Source organism: Actinocrispum sp. NPDC049592, assembly GCF_040675465.1.
Taxonomy (GTDB): Bacteria; Actinomycetota; Actinomycetes; order Mycobacteriales; family Pseudonocardiaceae; genus Kibdelosporangium.
This window is the reverse complement of the sequence record NZ_JBFAPA010000010.1, coordinates 339117-355757: the sequence shown is the minus strand read 5'-3', so window position 1 is coordinate 355757 and position 16641 is coordinate 339117. Positions and strand designations below refer to the sequence as shown.

The window sequence follows — 16641 nt, the reverse complement described above, 5'->3', positions numbered from 1 at the left end:
GAAGCCGTGTGAACGGTCCCCCCGGCTTTGTCATCGGCACCGGTCATCGCAGCTGGCCCCATTTGGGGAACGGCACGGATTGCCGCCCAGACGGCCGATGCGATCCGCTGCGCCGAGCCCGGCACTGACCACTCCCACCTCGTGAAACGCGCCCTCGGATTGGCGACGAATATGTCTGTTTCCGATCGTCGGCCGGTTGTCTGTGGCGCGGGGTGACGGCCGGATGAACTTGATCATTGAGTGGTCCTTGCCCCGCGGTGATCTTCGGGCGTCGACACGCAAGATCAAATTACGGCCTATGGCGCCCCGGATCGCCGTGGTGGCGATAACGGCGTTGCGGCCGGCAAGGGTTCTCGCCGGAGTGGCGGACCCCGCGCGGCGGACCGATCCGGTGGGCGCGTGCGGTTTCGGTGAATTACGCCGTTTTTAAATGACGGCCGGTTCTTCATTGAAACATGTTCGCGTCCGTGTTGCAGGTTTCCGGGTCCGGTAAACGGGTTACCTCAACGGTGTCCGGCTGATGTTCCGCTGTGTGTTCATCAATTGCTGTGGGTGAATTCACCCACCGGCCGGATGGCAGGGGGCGGGGTCGGCCCGGGCGGCTCGGCCGCAGGTCGCCAGGCGCTTGACGGGCAGTTGGGGAGGTGGCTAGGGTCGGTTTCAAGGGTGTCGAGCGTGCTCGCCGGTCCGGGGAATGGGCCCGGCCCACGCTCATTTGGGGGTGTCCGGTCAGCACGTTCACAGTGTCGTCCGCGCTTTGTGGAATGCAATTCTCTTGCCCTTTGGGGAACGATTGTTCCCGGATTCCCCGACTTTCGGTACGTTGGGGGCGGGGCCTGGGGGCGCAGTCGCGGTCTGGGGCTTTGTTGAATGGCGAATGACCAATGACGAGGGTGATGAGAGGGACCTTCATGTGTCAGGTGTTTCTGCCCGCGGTGCCGGTTCCCGGCCAGCGGGAGGCCGCGGACCCGGACTTCGAGACCGTGCTGCGCGACCAGCTGGGCGGGCCCGCCCACCGGCTGGCCGAGCTGAACTGCGAACTGGCCAGGATCGGCATCCGGGCTCCGGCCGCGTTGCCGCTGCTGCTCGAGGCGAGTCAGTGCTATCTGGCCAAACACGACTACCTCATGCAGAAACGCTACGCGGCCCAGGCCTACGACTGCGCCTGCGCGTGGGGGGATCCGGTCGCCAAGGTCCGGGCCGGGATGGCGCTGGCCGTCGCCAGCTGCTGGACCGGTGACCTGGGTGTGGTGCGGGCCCATGCAGACCGGGCGGCGGCGTACCTCGACGGCCTCGACGACGCCGCGATCGGCGGGCTGTTACCCGAGCTGGCCGACCTGTCGTGGGTGGAGGCCCAGCTGCAACGCCTCCGGCACGCCGAGGTACGCCAGCGCCGAGGTCTGGCCGTGGCCGAGGCTTACGAGGCCGAGGACCACTGGATCCTGCTGCAGGTCCTGCTCGGTTCGACGCTGCGGGAACGCGGCGAGCTGGACGAGGCCGAGGCGCACGCCGAGCAGGCACTGGAAGCCGCCGACCTGCGCGACAGCGCCGTGCACCGCGAGCTGGCCCTGGTCGCGCTCGGTGAGATCTCGTTGGAGGCGGGCGACACCGAGCGCACGCACCGGCTGGCCGAACAGGCGGGCGCCGCCGCGGACTGCGACACCCGGTTCGGCCGGGCCGGCGCGATGCTCATCGGGATGACGCTGATCCAGAGCGGGCTGCCGCGCGATGGGCGGGACGTGGTCCTGGAGGCGGCAGGCGGCCGGATGCTGCCGCTGATCCCGGTCGCCTCGCGCGCCCGGGTGCACGCCGCGCTGGCCGCCGCCGACGCCGCGCTCGGCCACCACGCCGAGGCCATGCGCTGGAGCCAGCTGGCGATGTGCACGACCTGGACCTGCGACCAGGACCGGACTCTGGGGTATGCGCAGCTCGCGCGGGCCGAGGCGTTGCTCGGCACCGAACCCGGCGCGGCCCTGCGCGCCGCGGAGGCGTCGCGCCACGCGTTCGAACGAGCGGGCGTGCGCCTTGGGCTGGCCGCGGCGAACAGGATAGTAGGGGCGGCGCAAGGACGGCTGGACCAGCCGGACGCGTCGGCGTCGGCGCTGGCTCGCGCGGAGGAGCTGTACCGGCGCAGCGCGGCTCCGCTCGCGGCGGAGAACGTCCGGCTGATGCGGGCGGCGGCACCGGCGCCCGCGGCGGAGGCGCTCGACGACGACCCGGCGGCGATCGAATGCCTCTCGCCGCGGGAGACGCAAGTGGCGCGGCTGGTCGCGCAGGGCTGTTCGAACCAGCAGATCGCCGGCGTGCTCGACATCAAGCTGAACACGGTCCAGGTCCACGTCGGACGGATCCTGCGCAAGCTGCGGGTACCGTCCCGCACCGCCGTGGCCCGGCTGGTCACCCTGGCCGAGGCCGGGGAGTCCGTCGCGGCCGGTTGGCACAGCAGTAACTAGTTTCCGCTATTTCAGGCCCGGATCCGCGCTCATAGGCTGGTGGAAGATTCACGCGGACAGGAGAGGTGTGTGCGAATGACGACCATTGCCGGCGCCGGCCGCGACGTACTCGACATGTCGTTCTTCCAGGATCCGTACGCCGTCTACGAGCGACTCCGCAACGCCGGCCCCGTCCATCCCATGCGGACACCCGACGGCATCGACGTCTGGGTGATCACCCGGTACGAGGAGGCCAAAGAGGCCCTGTCGGACGCCAGGTTCACCAAGGACTTCGCCGGTGTCCCGGAGATCTTCGCGCAGCAGAGCACCGGGATCTCGGCGCACGAGGGCTATACCGACATCCTGACCAAGCACATGCTGTTCGCCGACCCGCCGGACCACACCCGGTTGCGCGAGCTGTCGGCGAAGGCGTTCACCCGCAGGCGGGTCGAGGCGCTGCGGCCGGAGATCCAGCAGATCGTCGACGGCCTGCTGGACCGGATGGCCGGCCAGCGCGAGGTGGACCTGCTGCGCGCCCTGTCGTTCCCGATGTCGATGGCGGTGACCTGCCGGCTGCTGGGCATCCCGCCCGCCGACGAGGACGCGTTCCGCCGCTGGACTGAGACGATCTTCACCACCAACGACCCGGCCCGGATGAACGAGGCGGTGCGCGCGGTCGACGAGTACCTGGTCGGGGTGGTCGAGGCCAAGCGGGCCGACCCGGCCGACGACCTGATCACGTCGCTGATCAACGCGCGGGAGAACGGTGACCGGCTCAGCGACCGGGAACTGGTGTCGACCTGCGCGCTGATGTTCGTCGCGGGCTACGAGACCACCGCGAGCATGGTCGGCAACGCCGTGCTGGCGCTGCTGCAGAACCCGGCCAAGCTGGCCGAGCTGAAGCAAGACCCGTCGCTCATGCCCAACGCGGTCGACGAGCTGCTGCGCTTCGACGGCCCGGTGAACGTGGCCACCCTGCGGTCCACCGCGACCGAGGTGCGCATCGGCGACGTCACCATCCCCCAGGGGCAGTTCGTCCTGGTGTCGCTGATCTCGGCGAACCGGGACGGCGAGAAGTTCCCGGACCCCGACCGGCTGGACTTCACCCGCCCGCTGGGCGGCAGCCTCGCCTTCGGGCACGGCATCCACTACTGCCTCGGCGCGCCGCTGTCGCGGGTGGAGATCGAGGTGGCGCTGAGCAGGCTGCTCGCCCGCTACCCGAACCTGAGCCTGGCCCGGCAGCCGAGCACGCTGCGATGGCGCAACAGCCTGCTGGTGCGCGGCCTGTCCGCGTTGCCGATCCTGTTGAACTGACCGTCGCGACCGATCTGGTGCAGGGGGAGTATTGCTCAGCGCGAGTCTTCTTCGCCGTGCCGCCGAACGATCCGCCGGCGTCGCCCAGACGTCCACAGTGGAGGGACAGGGGAAGGGTGACCCGGACGTGGTCGCCGGGCAGGCACGCGAGTTCATCGACCTGTTCTACGACGAGGGCAACGGGCCGGGCGGATCGGCGGCCCGGCGGATGGCGGAGATCCGGGCCGAGCTGGCGAGCACCGGGACCTACACCCACACCGCCGACGAGCTGACCTTCGGCGCGCGGGTGGCGTGGCGCAACAGCAACCGGTGCATCGGCCGGCTCTACTGGCGCAGCCTGCGGGTGCGCGACCGGCGCGGCACTTCGGACGCCGCGGAGATCGCCGCCGAGTCGGTCAAGCACCTGGTGGAGGCCGGGGGTGGCGGCCGGATCCGGCCGACGATCACGGTGTTCGCGCCGGACCGGCCGGGTGCGCCGGGGCCGCGGATCCACAACGAACAGCTGATCCGGTACGCGGGGTACCGGCAGCCGGACGGGACCGTCGTCGGTGACCCGCTCAACGTCCGCATCACCGAACTGGCCCAGCGGCACGGCTGGCGGGGCGGCGCCGGGACACGGTTCGACGTGCTGCCGTTGGTGATCGAGACGGCGCGTGACGGGATCGAGCTGTTCGACCTCCCACCCGAGGCGGTGCTGGAGGTGGAGCTGACCCACCCCCGGTACCCGTGGTTCGCCGGACTGGGGCTGCGCTGGCATGCCGTGCCGGTGATCTCGGCCATGGACCTGGAGATCGGCGGGATCCGCTACCCGGCGGCGCCGTTCAACGGTTGGTACATGGGCACTGAGATCGGCGCACGCAACCTGGGGGACACCGACCGGTACAACATGCTGCCGGTGGTGGCCGCGAAGATGGCCCTGGACACCAGTTCGGACGCCACGCTGTGGCGCGATCGGGCCCTCGTCGAGCTGAACGTGGCGGTGCTGCACTCGTTCGAGCGGGCCGGCGTGAAGATCACCGATCACCACACCGAGTCCAACCGGTTCCTCACCCACGTCGAACGCGAGCGGGAGGCCGGCCGGATCTGCCCGGCCGACTGGACGTGGATCGTGCCGCCGCTGTCCGGTTCGGCCACCCTGGTGTTCCACCGCTACTACGACGACGCCGACCTGCGGCCGAACTACCTGCGCCGGCGGTGCCCCGCGGAATAACCGCATCCACACGACGCGAGGGCGGCCCTGTGCCCGCTCCCGCGGTGATGGCGCACGTCCACGGAAGTCCACATTGGAGAGATGTCCCGAACAGGAGGTGGGCGCTGGATGACCCGCATCGAACCGATCGCGATCGTCGGCATGGCATGCCGTCTGCCCGGCGCCGCTGACCCCGGGACGTTGTGGCGCAACCTTTCCGCGGGCGTGGACAGCGTCGCCGCGCCGTCGGCCCGCCGGCGCGGCGCGGCCGTGCCGAGCGGCCCGGGACTGCCCGCGGAAGGCGGGTTCCTGGACTCGGTGGACGGGTTCGACGCGGACTTCTTCGAGGTGTCCGCCCGCGAGGCCGTCGCCATGGACCCGCAGCAGCGGCTTGCGCTCGAACTGGCCTGGGAGGCCATGGAGGACGCCGGGGTGCTGCCCGGTGACCTGTGCGCCCAACCGGTCGGGGTGTTCGTCGGGTCCCTTTCGGACGACTACGCGATGCTGGTGTCCCGCGCGCCGGGCTCACTGTCGCACCACGCGATGACGGGCCTGCAGCGGGGCGTGATCGCCAACCGGGTCTCGCACCACCTCGGCGTGCGCGGACCCAGCCTGGTTGTCGACACTGGACAGTCGTCGTCGCTCGTCGCCGTTCACCTGGCCTCGTCCAGCCTGCGCGCGGGGGAGTGCGCGCTGGCCTTCGCCGGTGGCGTGAACATGGCTCTGGTGGCCGATTCGCAGCTGGCCGCGGCGAAGATGGGCGTGCTCTCCCCACGGGGCCGCTGCCGGGTGTTCGACCGGGACGCCGACGGGTTCGTCCGCGGCGAGGGCGGCGGCATGGTCGTGCTGAAGCCGTTGGCCGCGGCACTGGCCGATGGGAACCGGGTGTATGGCGTGATCCGGTCCAGTGTGACCAACCATGACGGCGCGGGTGCGCAGATGGCGGCTCCCGACCGCCAGGCGCAGGTGGAACTGCTCAGGTCCGCCCACGAGGCGGCCGGCGTGACGCCCGCGGACGTGCAGTACGTCGAACTGCACGGCACGGGCACCCCGGCGGGTGACGAGACCGAGGGCCATGCGCTCGGTGAGGTCTTCGCCGGCGGACGGCTGACGGTGGGGTCGGTGAAGACGAACATCGGCCACCTGGAAGGTGCCGCCGGGATCGCCGGGCTGATCAAGACGGTGCTTGCCGTGTACCACCGGGAACTGCCGCCGAGCCTGCACTTCACCGCGCCGCCGGACCACCTGCCGCTCACCGAGCTGGGACTGCGGGTGCAGACGGCGGCATCGGCGTGGCCGCGGCCGGACGCGCCGCTCGTGGCCGGGGTCAGCTCCTTCGGCATGGGCGGCACCAACTGCCACGTGGTGCTTGCCGCGCATGAACAATCCCAGGCCGGTCCGGACAGCACCGAGCCGCTCCCGTACGTGTTGTCCGCGCGGACACACGCCGCACTCGTTGAGGCGGCTGGGAATCTGCGGTCGTATCTGGCCGGCCGGCCGGACTTACGCGGTGTGGATGTGGCGTTCACCTTGGCCACAGCACGAACCGCGCATCAACACCGGGCGGTGGTGATCGCCCGTGATCGCGCCGAGCTGCTGACCGGTCTCCATGAACTGTCCGAACCAGACGTTCCGGAGTCGTTGCGGGATGAGGTCACCGCGTTCCTGGCTGGTGAAGCAGTGGACTGGGCGGACGTCTTCGCCCGGCACGACGCCAGGCTCGTCTCCTTGCCCGCCTATCCGTTCCAGCGCCGGCCGCACTGGCCCGCCGCCCTCGAGACCAGCACCGTCGAGACCGCCCCGCCGAGCAGGCCGAAACCCGCTGCCCGCAATGGTGCCCCGGCGTTGGCCGCGGTGCTCGCCCTGGCCACCAAAGTCCTGGGCGAGCCGGTGGCGGCCGATGTGCCGTTCCGCGAGCAGGGCTTCGACTCGATGATGGGCCTGGAACTGCGGGACCTCGTCGAACAGGACACCGGCGCGGACCTGCCGGTGTCGCTGATCTACGACCACCCCACGCCCGCCGCCCTCGCCGAACACCTGGGCGGAGCCAACGACGAACCGCAGCAGGCGGCGCCGTTGCAAGACACCGAGACCGACCCGGTGGTGATCGTCGGGATGGGCTGCCGGTATCCCGGCGGCGTCGAGACACCGGAAGACCTGTGGCGGCTCGTCGACGGGCGGGTCGATGCCATCAGCGATCCGCCCGCGCAGCGCGGCTGGCACCGGATGAACGTGACCGGCCTGCGGCCCGGTGGGTTCCTCGGCGACATCGACCACTTCGACGCGGAGTTCTTCGGCATCTCCCCGCGCGAGGCCGCCGCCATGGACCCGCAGCAGCGGATCTTCCTCGAAGTGGTGTGGGAGGCCATCGAACGCGCCGGCATCGTGCCGGGATCGCTGCGCGGCACCCGGACCGCGGTCTTCGCCGGCGCGACCGCCCAGGACTACGGCGCACGGCTGCACGAACAGGCCGACACCGCGGGCGGGTTCCTGCTCACCGGCGGGACGCCGAGCGTGCTGTCCGGCCGGGTCGCCTATGTCCTCGGCCTGGGCGGACCGGCGATCACGGTGGACACCGCCTGCTCGTCCTCGCTCGCCGCCGTGCACCTGGCCTGCCGATCGCTGCGGACGGGCGAGAGCACGCTGGCGATCGCGGGCGGCGTCACCGTGATGCCGTTGCCTGGCATGTTCGCCGAGTTCGCCCGTCAGGGCGGGCTGTCCGAAGACGGCCGTTGCCGGGCATTCGCCGCGGCCGCGAGCGGGACCGGGTGGGCCGAGGGTGCCGGTGTCGTCGTGCTGGAAAGGCTTTCCGACGCGCGGCGCAACGGGCACCGGGTGCTGGCTGTTCTGCGGGGCTCGGCCCTGAACTCGGACGGCGCCAGCAACGGCTTGACCGCGCCGAGCGGGCTGGCGCAGCGCCAGGTGATCGCCGACGCGCTGGCCGACGCTGGGCTTGAGCCCGACGAGGTCGACGCGGTCGAGGCGCACGGCACCGGCACCACCCTGGGCGACCCGATCGAGGCGACCGCGCTGCTGGCCGCGTACGGCCAGGACCGGGAGACGCCGCTGTGGCTTGGTTCGGTGAAGTCGAACATCGGGCACACCCAGGCCGCCGCCGGCCTGGCCGGGGTGATCAAGATGGTTCAGGCCCTGCGGCACGGCCGGCTGCCCGCGACCCTGCACGCCGGCGAACCCAGCCCGCACATCGACTGGGCGAGCGGCCGTCTGGCGCTGCTGACCGAGGCCAGGCCGTGGCCGGACACCGCCCGGCCCCGCCGGGCCGGGGTGTCGTCCTTCGGTATCAGCGGAACGAACGCGCACGTCATCCTCGAACAGGCGCCACCTGCCGAGGATGCCGCACCGGCCAGTGACGGCCTGGTCGTGCTCGCCCTGTCCGGACGCACCGAACCCGCGCTCAGGGAGCAGGCGGTCCGGTTGCGCACCCAGCTGGCCGAAACGGACTGGAGCACGGCAGACGTCGCCTACTCCCTGCTCACCACGCGCACCCGGTTCCGGCGTCGCGCCGCGGTCATCGGCACCGCCAAGGACGACCTGCTGCGTGGGCTGGCCGCGGTCGCCGATGGCACCGCCGATCCTGCTGTGGTCACGGGCAAAGCGGTCGACGCGCACCGCCCGGTCTTCGTGTTCGGCGGTCAGGGGGCGCAGTGGACCGGGATGGCCCGGGAGTTGCTCGACGCGTCACCTGACTTCGCCGACGCGATAGCCAGCTGCGAGCGCGCGCTGTCGCCGCATGTGGACTGGAGCCTGACCGGGGTCCTGCGGGGAGCCGTGGACCAGCCCGGCCTGGACCGCGTGGACGTCGTGCAGCCGGTCCTGTTCGCCACCATGGTCGCGCTCGCCGAACTGTGGCGGGCACATGGCGTGGAACCGGCCGCGGTGGTCGGGCACAGCCAGGGCGAGATCGCCGCCGCCTGCCTCGCCGGGGCGTTGACGCTGGACGAGGCCGCACTCGTGGTGGCCCGCCGGTCGTTGGCGCTGCGGGTGCTGGCCGGCCAGGGTGGGATGGCCTCGATCGGCCTGCCGGCCGGCCGGGTGCGGACCATGACGTCCACAATGGACGGACGGGTGTCCATCGCCGCGCACAACGGCCCGAATGCCACCACGGTCTCCGGTGAGCCGGACGCCGTCGCCGAGCTCGTGCGTCGGTGTGTCGCCATGAACGCGAGGGCGAAGGTCATCGCGGTGGACTACGCGTCGCACTCCGCTCAGGTCGAGCGGCTGCGAGAGCGGTTGCTCGCCGATCTCGCCGACGTCCGGCCAGCCGCGCCGAAGATCCCGCTGATGTCCACAGTGGACGTCAAGGAGGTGGCGTCCGCGGACCTCGATGCCACCTACTGGTACCGCAACCTGCGGGAGGTGGTGCGGTTCGATGACGCGGCCAGTGCGCTCATCTCGGCCGGGCACCGCACTTTCGTCGAAGTCAGCCCGCATCCGGTGCTGCTGTCCGGGATCGCCGAACGTGCCGACGAACTGGGCGCGGACGTGCTCCTGCTGGAGTCGCTGACCCGGGACGAAGGCGGGCCGGAGCGGTTCCTGCGCTCCTTGGCCAAAGCCGATGTGCACGGCCTGCCGGTCGACTGGCGGTTCGACGGCCAGGTGGTGCCATTGCCCACGTACCCGTTCCAGCGGGAGCCGTACTGGCTGACGATCCCCGCCGGCGCCGGTGACCTCTCGGCCGTGGGACTGGCGACCGCCGCCCACCCCTTCCTCGGCGCCGCGGTGGAGAACGCCGGAACCGGTGCGGTCCTGCTGACCGGGAACCTGTCTCTCGCGGGCACGCCTTGGCTGGCTGACCACGCCGTGCTCGACACCGTGGTCCTGCCTGGGACCGCGTGCCTGGACATGGTGTTGTGGGCGGGGCGTTCGGTAGGCCGCCCGGTGGTCACCGAGCTGATCCTCGATGCCCCGATCGTGCTGCCCGCGGACGGTGCACTGCGGATCCAGCTGGTGGTGGACGACGGCACGGTCACCCTGCACTCCCAGCTGGACGGCGCGTGGACCCAGCACGCCACGGCCGTCCTCGAACCGGACTCCGGCCGTGACCCCGGCTCGCTGGGCGAGTGGCCGCCGCCGGGCGCCCGGCCGGTCTCCGTGACCGGGCACTACGAGCGGCTGCGTTCGATCGGTTTGGACTACGGCCCGGTGTTCCGTGGTCTGCGGGCCGCCTGGTCGCTCGGCGAGGAGCTGTGGCTCGACGTCGTCATGCCCGAAGGCGAGCCGGGCGGGTTCGGCGTGCACCCGGCGTTGCTGGACGCGGCGCTGCACGGGATCTGGTTGCGCTCGCAGGACGACGGCTCGTGCCGGCTGCCGTTCTCCTGGGCGGGCGTCCGGCTGTCGGGCACGTCTGCGAGCGCATTGCGGGTCCGGCTTTCCCCGGCTGGGGACGGCGTGGCGTTGTGCGCGTGGGACGAGCAGGGCACGCCGGTGATCTCGGTGGACCACCTCGCGTTGCGTCCGGTGTCACCAGACGCGCTGACCGGCCCGGCCGGACTGTTCTCCTTGACGTGGCAGGAGGTCACGGCCGGGACTGCTGAGCAGATTCCGGAGCCGGTGCTGCTCGGCGAGCACCTGCCCAGCGATGCGCCCGCCGTCGCTGTTCTTGCTTGCCCGGCAGGGCAAGAGCCCACTGCCGCGGCAGCGCGGGTGCTGGCCGTGCTCCGTGAGTGGGTCCGTGCGGAACGGTTCGCCGAGTCCCGGCTGGTGGTCCGGACCACCGGTGGTGACGGCGAACTGTCCGACCCTGGGCACGCGGCCGTGTGGGGTCTCGTCCGCTCGGCGCAGACCGAGAATCCCGGCCGGTTTCTCCTGCTGGACGGCGCCGAGGACACCGGGCGAGTCCGGGAAGCTCTGGCGACCGGCGAAACACAGGTCCGGGACCGGGACGGCCGGTTCGCCACGCCGATGGTGCGGCGGATGTCCCAGGTCGCGGGACCGTCCCCGCAGTTCGGTGGAACAGCGCTGATCACCGGTGGGACCGGCGAGCTGGGTGCGTTGATCGCCCGGACGCTGGTCACGGACCACGGTGTGCGGCGAGTGCTGCTGCTCAGCAGGCGTGGCCCGGCCGCGCCCGGCGCGGACGAACTGCTCGCTTCGTTGACCGCACTCGGCGCCGATGCGGAGGCGATCGCCTGCGACGCCGCCGATCGCACCGCGCTGGGCAAGGTGCTGGCCGACATCCCGGCGGCGCAGCCGTTGACGACGGTGGTGCACGCGGCCGGTGTCCTCGACGACGGCCTTGTGTCTGCAATGGACGAACAGTCGCTCGGGAAAGTCATGCGGCCCAAGGCTGACGCCGCACTCGTACTGCACGAGCTGACCGCCGAGATCCCCTCAGTGGCCGTTTTCGTGTTGTTCTCCTCGGTCGCCGGACTTCTGGGCACCGCGGGACAGGCGAACTACGCCGCGGCCAACGGCGTGCTCGACGCACTGGCCCGCCGCAGGCGCGCCGCGGGCCTGCCGGCCATCTCCATCGACTGGGGCCTGTGGGCGCAGCGCAGCGGAATGACCGGCGGGCTGGACGAGACCGCGATTCGCAGGCTGGCCGCCGCCGGTATCGGCGAACTGGACACCGGCACCGGGCTCCGCCTGTTCGGCGCCGCCCTGCGCGCCTCGGCGCCGGTCGTCGTCGCTGCCCGCCTGCACGGTACTTCCGGTTTGTTGCGCGGAATCGCGGCACCCGCCCGGGCCCGTGCGGCGGCCCGGCAGGAGACCGGGCATTCGGTGCTCGAGGAGCTGTCCGGGTTGGCCACCGGGCAGCAGCGGGTGCGGATGACGGAGCTCGTCCGCGAGCACACCGCGGCGGCGCTCGGATACAGCACACCGGACGCGGTCGACGTGTCCACGTCGTTCAAGGCCCTGGGCTGCGACTCGCTGATCGCCGTCGAGATCCGCAACCGGATGGCCGCGCTGACCGGGCTGAAGCTGCCCGCCACCGTGGTCTTCAGCCATCCCACGCCGACCCAGCTCGCGGCCTGGCTGCTCGACCGGCTCGGCCTGTCCGCGCAGCCCCGGCCCGAGCCTGCGTTGCCGGAGCAGCCGGGCCGCTCCGACGCCGAGGAGATCGAGCACATCCTGACCGACGCGGACGTCTCCGAGCTGTTCGACCTGATCGACGCCGACCTCGATCCGACGGTCGCCGGGGGACGAGGTGCGGCCGATGCCTGAGCACGACGAGCTGGTCACGTACCTCCGCAAGGCGACGGCCAAGCTGCAGCTCGCGCGCCAGCAGCTTCGTGAGGTCACCGAGGCGGCACCGGAACCCATCGCCATCGTGGCCATGGGCTGCCGGTTCCCCGGCGGTGTGCGCACTCCGGAAGACCTCTGGCGGCTCGTGACCGACGAGACCGACGCCGTCGGCGACCTGCCCGGCGACCGCGGCTGGGACCTGGCGGCACTCGTCGACCCGGAACCGGGCGTGCCGGGCCGCACCTACGCCGCCGCGGGCGGGTTCCTCGACGACCCGTACCAGTTCGACCCGGTGTTCTTCGGGATCAGCCCGCGTGAGGCGGCGGCGATGGACCCGCAGCAGCGGCTGCTGCTGGAAGTGTCGTGGGAGGTGTTCGAACGCGCCGGGATCGACCCGGACTCGTTGCGGGGCAGCGCCACCGCGGTGTTCGTCGGGGCGATGGGCGGCGAGTACGGGCCGCGGCTGGCCGACGCGGACGAGGAGGCCGCCGGGTATCTGCTGACCGGTACCTCGCTGAGCGTCGCGTCCGGCCGGCTGGCGTTCCGGTACGGCCTGCACGGTCCGGCGGTCACTGTGGACACCGCGTGTTCGTCCTCGCTGGTCGCCATCCTCCAGGCGGTGCGTTCGTTGCGGCAGCGGGAATGCGACCTCGCCATGGCGGGCGGTGCGACAGTGATGACGTCGCCCGGTGTGTTCGTCGAGTTCGCCCAGCAACGTGGGTTGTCCCGGGACGGCCGGTGCAAGTCCTACGCGGCGGCCGCGGACGGCACGGGGTGGGCGGAGGGCGCCGGCCTGCTGTTGCTCGAACGGCTGTCGGACGCGCAGCGCAACGGACACCCTGTGCTGGCAGTCGTGCGCGGCGGCGCGGTCAACTCCGATGGCGCGAGCAACGGGCTCACCGCGCCGAGTGGCCCGGCCCAGCAGCGGCTCATCGCCGCCGCACTGGCCGACGCCCGCCTGACCGCCGCCGATGTGGACCTGGTCGAAGGCCACGGCACCGGCACCACCCTCGGCGACCCGATCGAGGTGGAAGCCCTGCGCGTGGGCTATGCCGACCGCCCCGCGGACCGTCCACTGTGGCTCGGATCGGTGAAGTCCAACCTCGGCCACGCCCAGGCGGCGGCCGGTGTCGGCGGTGTGATCAAGGCTGTGCTGGCGTTGCGGCACGGCGTTCTGCCGCGCACGTTGCACGTCGACCGGCCCACGCCGGAGGCGGACTGGGACGGCCCGGTGAGCCTGCTCACCGAGGCCAGGCCATGGCCGGACACCGGCGCGCCCCGGCGGGCCGCGGTGTCGGCGTTCGGCATCAGCGGCACCAACGCCCACCTGATCCTCGAACAGGTTCCGGACACCGCCGCAGTGTCCACTGTGGATGGTCCGGCGGTCGTGGTGTTGTCCGCGGCGAGCCCCGGCGCGCTGCAGCGGACCGCCGCGGACTTGGCTGCGCACCTGCGGGCCCATCCGGAGATCGGACTGGGCGATGTGGCCTTCACCCTGGCCGTCGGCCGGGCCGCGCACCGCTACCGCCGGGCGTTCGTCGTCGCCGACTGCGAAGACCTCCTGGCGCGACTGGCGTCGGTGCGACCCGCCGAGGCGGGACCGGTGGTGTTCGCTCTGGATGCCGGGATTGCCGATGCCGCACAGCGTCTGGCGGAACTGCTTGCGGCGGAACCGGCCGCGGCGGTGTTCGCGGACGAATGCGGCGACGCCGCGCCGGAGTTCACGCTGCTGTACACGATGGCCCGGCTCCGGCTGAGCTGGGGCCTTGTGCCGCAGGCGGTGTACGCCTGCCCCAAGTCGCTCGGGATCGCCTACGCCATCGCCGGGGGATGCGATGTCGCCGACGCTCGGCGTACCTGGACCGGATCCGCGGTCGAACCCGCGGGACTGACGTTCCCGGTGCGGCCGTTGCCCGAGCTGCCGGACTCGCCGGTCGCGCTGGCGGACGAGTCCATGGCGGAGTCGTTGTGCCGCGCGTGGAACGCGGGCGCCCGCCCGGACTGGGCTGCGGTGTACGCGGGCAAGCCTGCCCGTCGCGTGCTGCTGCCCACCTATCCCTTCGAGACCGCCTCCTACCGGCTCGAGCCCGCCGCGAAGCCGTCCGCCGTGCTGGGCGAGGTGGCCGCGCAGACTCGTTCGCTGTCGCTGACCGGCACCGAGCCGTTCCTCGCCGACCACGTGGTCCGGGGCGTGCCGACGTTGTCGGCCGCGGCGGGTGTGCTGCTGGGACTGTCGGCCTTGCGGGCCTTGAAGTCTGGCGTCACCGGGCTGCGGCGGGTCGCGTTCGACCGGCCGTGCGAGGTACCCGGTCCGCGAACGCTGTCCGTGTCCGCCCAGGCTTCGGACGGCCGGTTCGAGATCGCCGACGAAGACGGTGCCGCGTACTGCTCCGGGCTCGCCCTCAGCGGTCCGGTCAGCACGGACTCGATCAGCGTCAGCGGCGGGACCACGATCGACCGGGACCGCTGCTACGCGTTGCTCGGCGCGGGCGGCTTGGACTACGGCCCTGGGCTGCGCGGCCTGCGTGCCGTCATCGTGGGCGACCAGGTGGCCTCGGCCGAACTCGCCCTGCCCGCCGGCAGTGAGTTCGAACGTGCGGCCGCCGCAATCGATGTGGCCATCCAGGCCGCTGCCGTCTCCGTGCTGAACACCCTTGATGCTGGCACATTGCTGCTGCCCGTCTCGATCGAGACGCTGGTGGTCGACGGTCCACTTGAGACCGCTGCCGGTGCGGTGCTGCGCACAACGGCTGCTGCCGGGGTGATCCGGGCGGACATCCGTGTTCTCGACGCACGGGGGACGGTCGTGGCTCGTCTCGACGGAGTCGCCCTGCGGACCGTTGCGGATCGAGGTGCCGCGCTGGTCTCCCGGCACTGGGTCCCCAGCGCCGCCCTTTCCGGGACATTCACCGGCACGTGCCTTGTCCTCGGTGATGCTGTGGTCTCCCGCGATCAGGTCACTGTTGTCGCGGGTGCGGGGTTCCGCCGGGTGGACCGGCTGCGGTACGAGATCTCGCCCGGCCGGGCCGAGGACTACCCCCGGCTGCTGGCCGCGCTCGCCGAGGACGGGCTTCGACCCGGTCACGTTGTGCACGCCTGGCTGCGCGGCGCCGACCCGGAAACGGTCACCGGCCACGACATCGACCGGGGTGTGCGGTCGCTGGTGCACCTGTGCCGCGCGTTGCCCAAGCCGGTCCGGATCCTGGTCGCGTACGACGGGGCGCCCGCCGCGCTCGGGCTCGACGGGTTCGCCCGTGCCGTGGCCGCGGAGGATCCCCGGATACGGATCAGCCTGGTCGACGGACCGGACGAGGTCCTGCCGGCCGAGTTCACCGCGACCGACCCGGTGGTGCGCTACCGGGACGGTGTCCGTGAAGTCCGCCGGTACCAAGACGTCCCGGACGGCACCGCGTGGGCGCCGCGGGACGGCGGGGTGTACCTGATCACCGGCGGTGCGGGCGGTGTCGGGCTTCGGATCGCGGCCGGTCTTGCCGAGCAGGCCCAGGTGCACCTGGTTCTGGCCGGCCGGTCCGCCGCGCCGCCGGTGACGCTGGACTCGTTGGCCGCCAACGCATTGTCGGTGACCTATCGTTCGGTCGACGTCGCCGACCAGACGCAGGTCGAGGCTCTGGTCGCCGAGGTGCGTACCACGCATGGCGGGCTCAACGGCGTTGTGCACGCCGCCGGGGTGCTGCGCGACGCGCTGCTGACCGACATCACCGACGCCGACCTCGATACCGTTCTGGCCCCCAAGATCCAGGGGGCGGCCGCCCTGCACGCGGCCACTCTTGGTGAGCCGCTTGAGTTCTTCGCGTTGTTCACCTCGATCGCGGGCGTCGTCGGGAATGCCGGGCAGGCTGGCTACGCGTACGCCAACGCTGTGCTCGACGCCATGGCGGAGCGGCGCGCCGAGTCGGACGCGCCGGGGCACACTGTCGCCCTCGCGTGGCCGCGCTGGCGTGAAGGCGGCATGCAGCAGGGTGACCGGTCAGCCGCCGATCTGCTGGCCCGGTTCGGTCTCACCGATCTGTCCACTCGCGACGCGACCGCCGCGTTCGCGGCCGCGCTTGGCCGCGCGCAGGGCGCCCTGCTTGTCGTCCCGGGTGACTCACGGGTGACCATCGCCGCGCTCGACGCCGCTTCCGTCGCGGTGGACCAGCCGGCCGCGGTCGCGGTTTCCGGACCGGACCCGGCGACGCGGGTCCGGCAGCTGCTCCGCGACCTGGTGGCCGAACAGACGCGGCTCGCCCCCGAGAGCGTCGAGGACACCGTCCCGCTGGAGCGTTACGGCCTCGACTCGCTGATGATCACCCGGCTCACCGGCGAGCTGGAGACCCGGTTCGCGACCGGCATCGACAAGACGCTGTTCTACGAGTTCCCCACCATCGCCGAGCTGGCCGGCCACCTCGCCGCCGAGCACGCGGATGCCCTGGCGGCCACTCAGCCTGCCGACTCCGTGGCGGAGGTCGAGCCGGACCGGCGGGTGACCGGACCGATCGC

5 protein-coding genes (1 of these 5 cut by a window edge) are annotated in these 16641 nt (G+C 71.8%); all 5 read left to right on the top strand.

Going from position 1 to position 16641, the window contains the following annotated elements:
* The first annotated feature begins 911 nt into the window (after positions 1-911).
* A complete protein-coding gene (locus tag AB0J95_RS26050) occupies positions 912-2453 on the top strand; it encodes a LuxR C-terminal-related transcriptional regulator (RefSeq protein WP_364762834.1) in 1542 nt (513 codons plus the stop codon).
* A gap of 75 nt (positions 2454-2528) precedes the next feature.
* Positions 2529-3746, top strand: a complete 1218-nt coding sequence (locus AB0J95_RS26045; protein WP_364762831.1) for a cytochrome P450 — start codon at positions 2529-2531, stop codon at positions 3744-3746.
* A gap of 97 nt (positions 3747-3843) precedes the next feature.
* Positions 3844-4956, top strand: coding sequence for a nitric oxide synthase oxygenase (locus tag AB0J95_RS26040; protein WP_364762828.1), 1113 nt, complete (start codon positions 3844-3846; stop codon positions 4954-4956).
* A gap of 108 nt (positions 4957-5064) precedes the next feature.
* Positions 5065-12120 (top strand): SDR family NAD(P)-dependent oxidoreductase, encoded by a 7056-nt coding sequence (locus AB0J95_RS26035; RefSeq protein WP_364762825.1) that lies wholly within the window; start codon positions 5065-5067, stop codon positions 12118-12120.
* Positions 12113-16641, top strand: the beginning of a protein-coding gene (locus AB0J95_RS26030) for an SDR family NAD(P)-dependent oxidoreductase (RefSeq protein WP_364762822.1). The gene runs 9442 nt beyond the window's last position; only the first 4529 of its 13971 coding nucleotides appear in the window; the start codon lies at positions 12113-12115; its stop codon lies beyond the right edge, outside the window. The genes AB0J95_RS26035 and AB0J95_RS26030 overlap by 8 nt, the downstream gene beginning before the upstream one ends.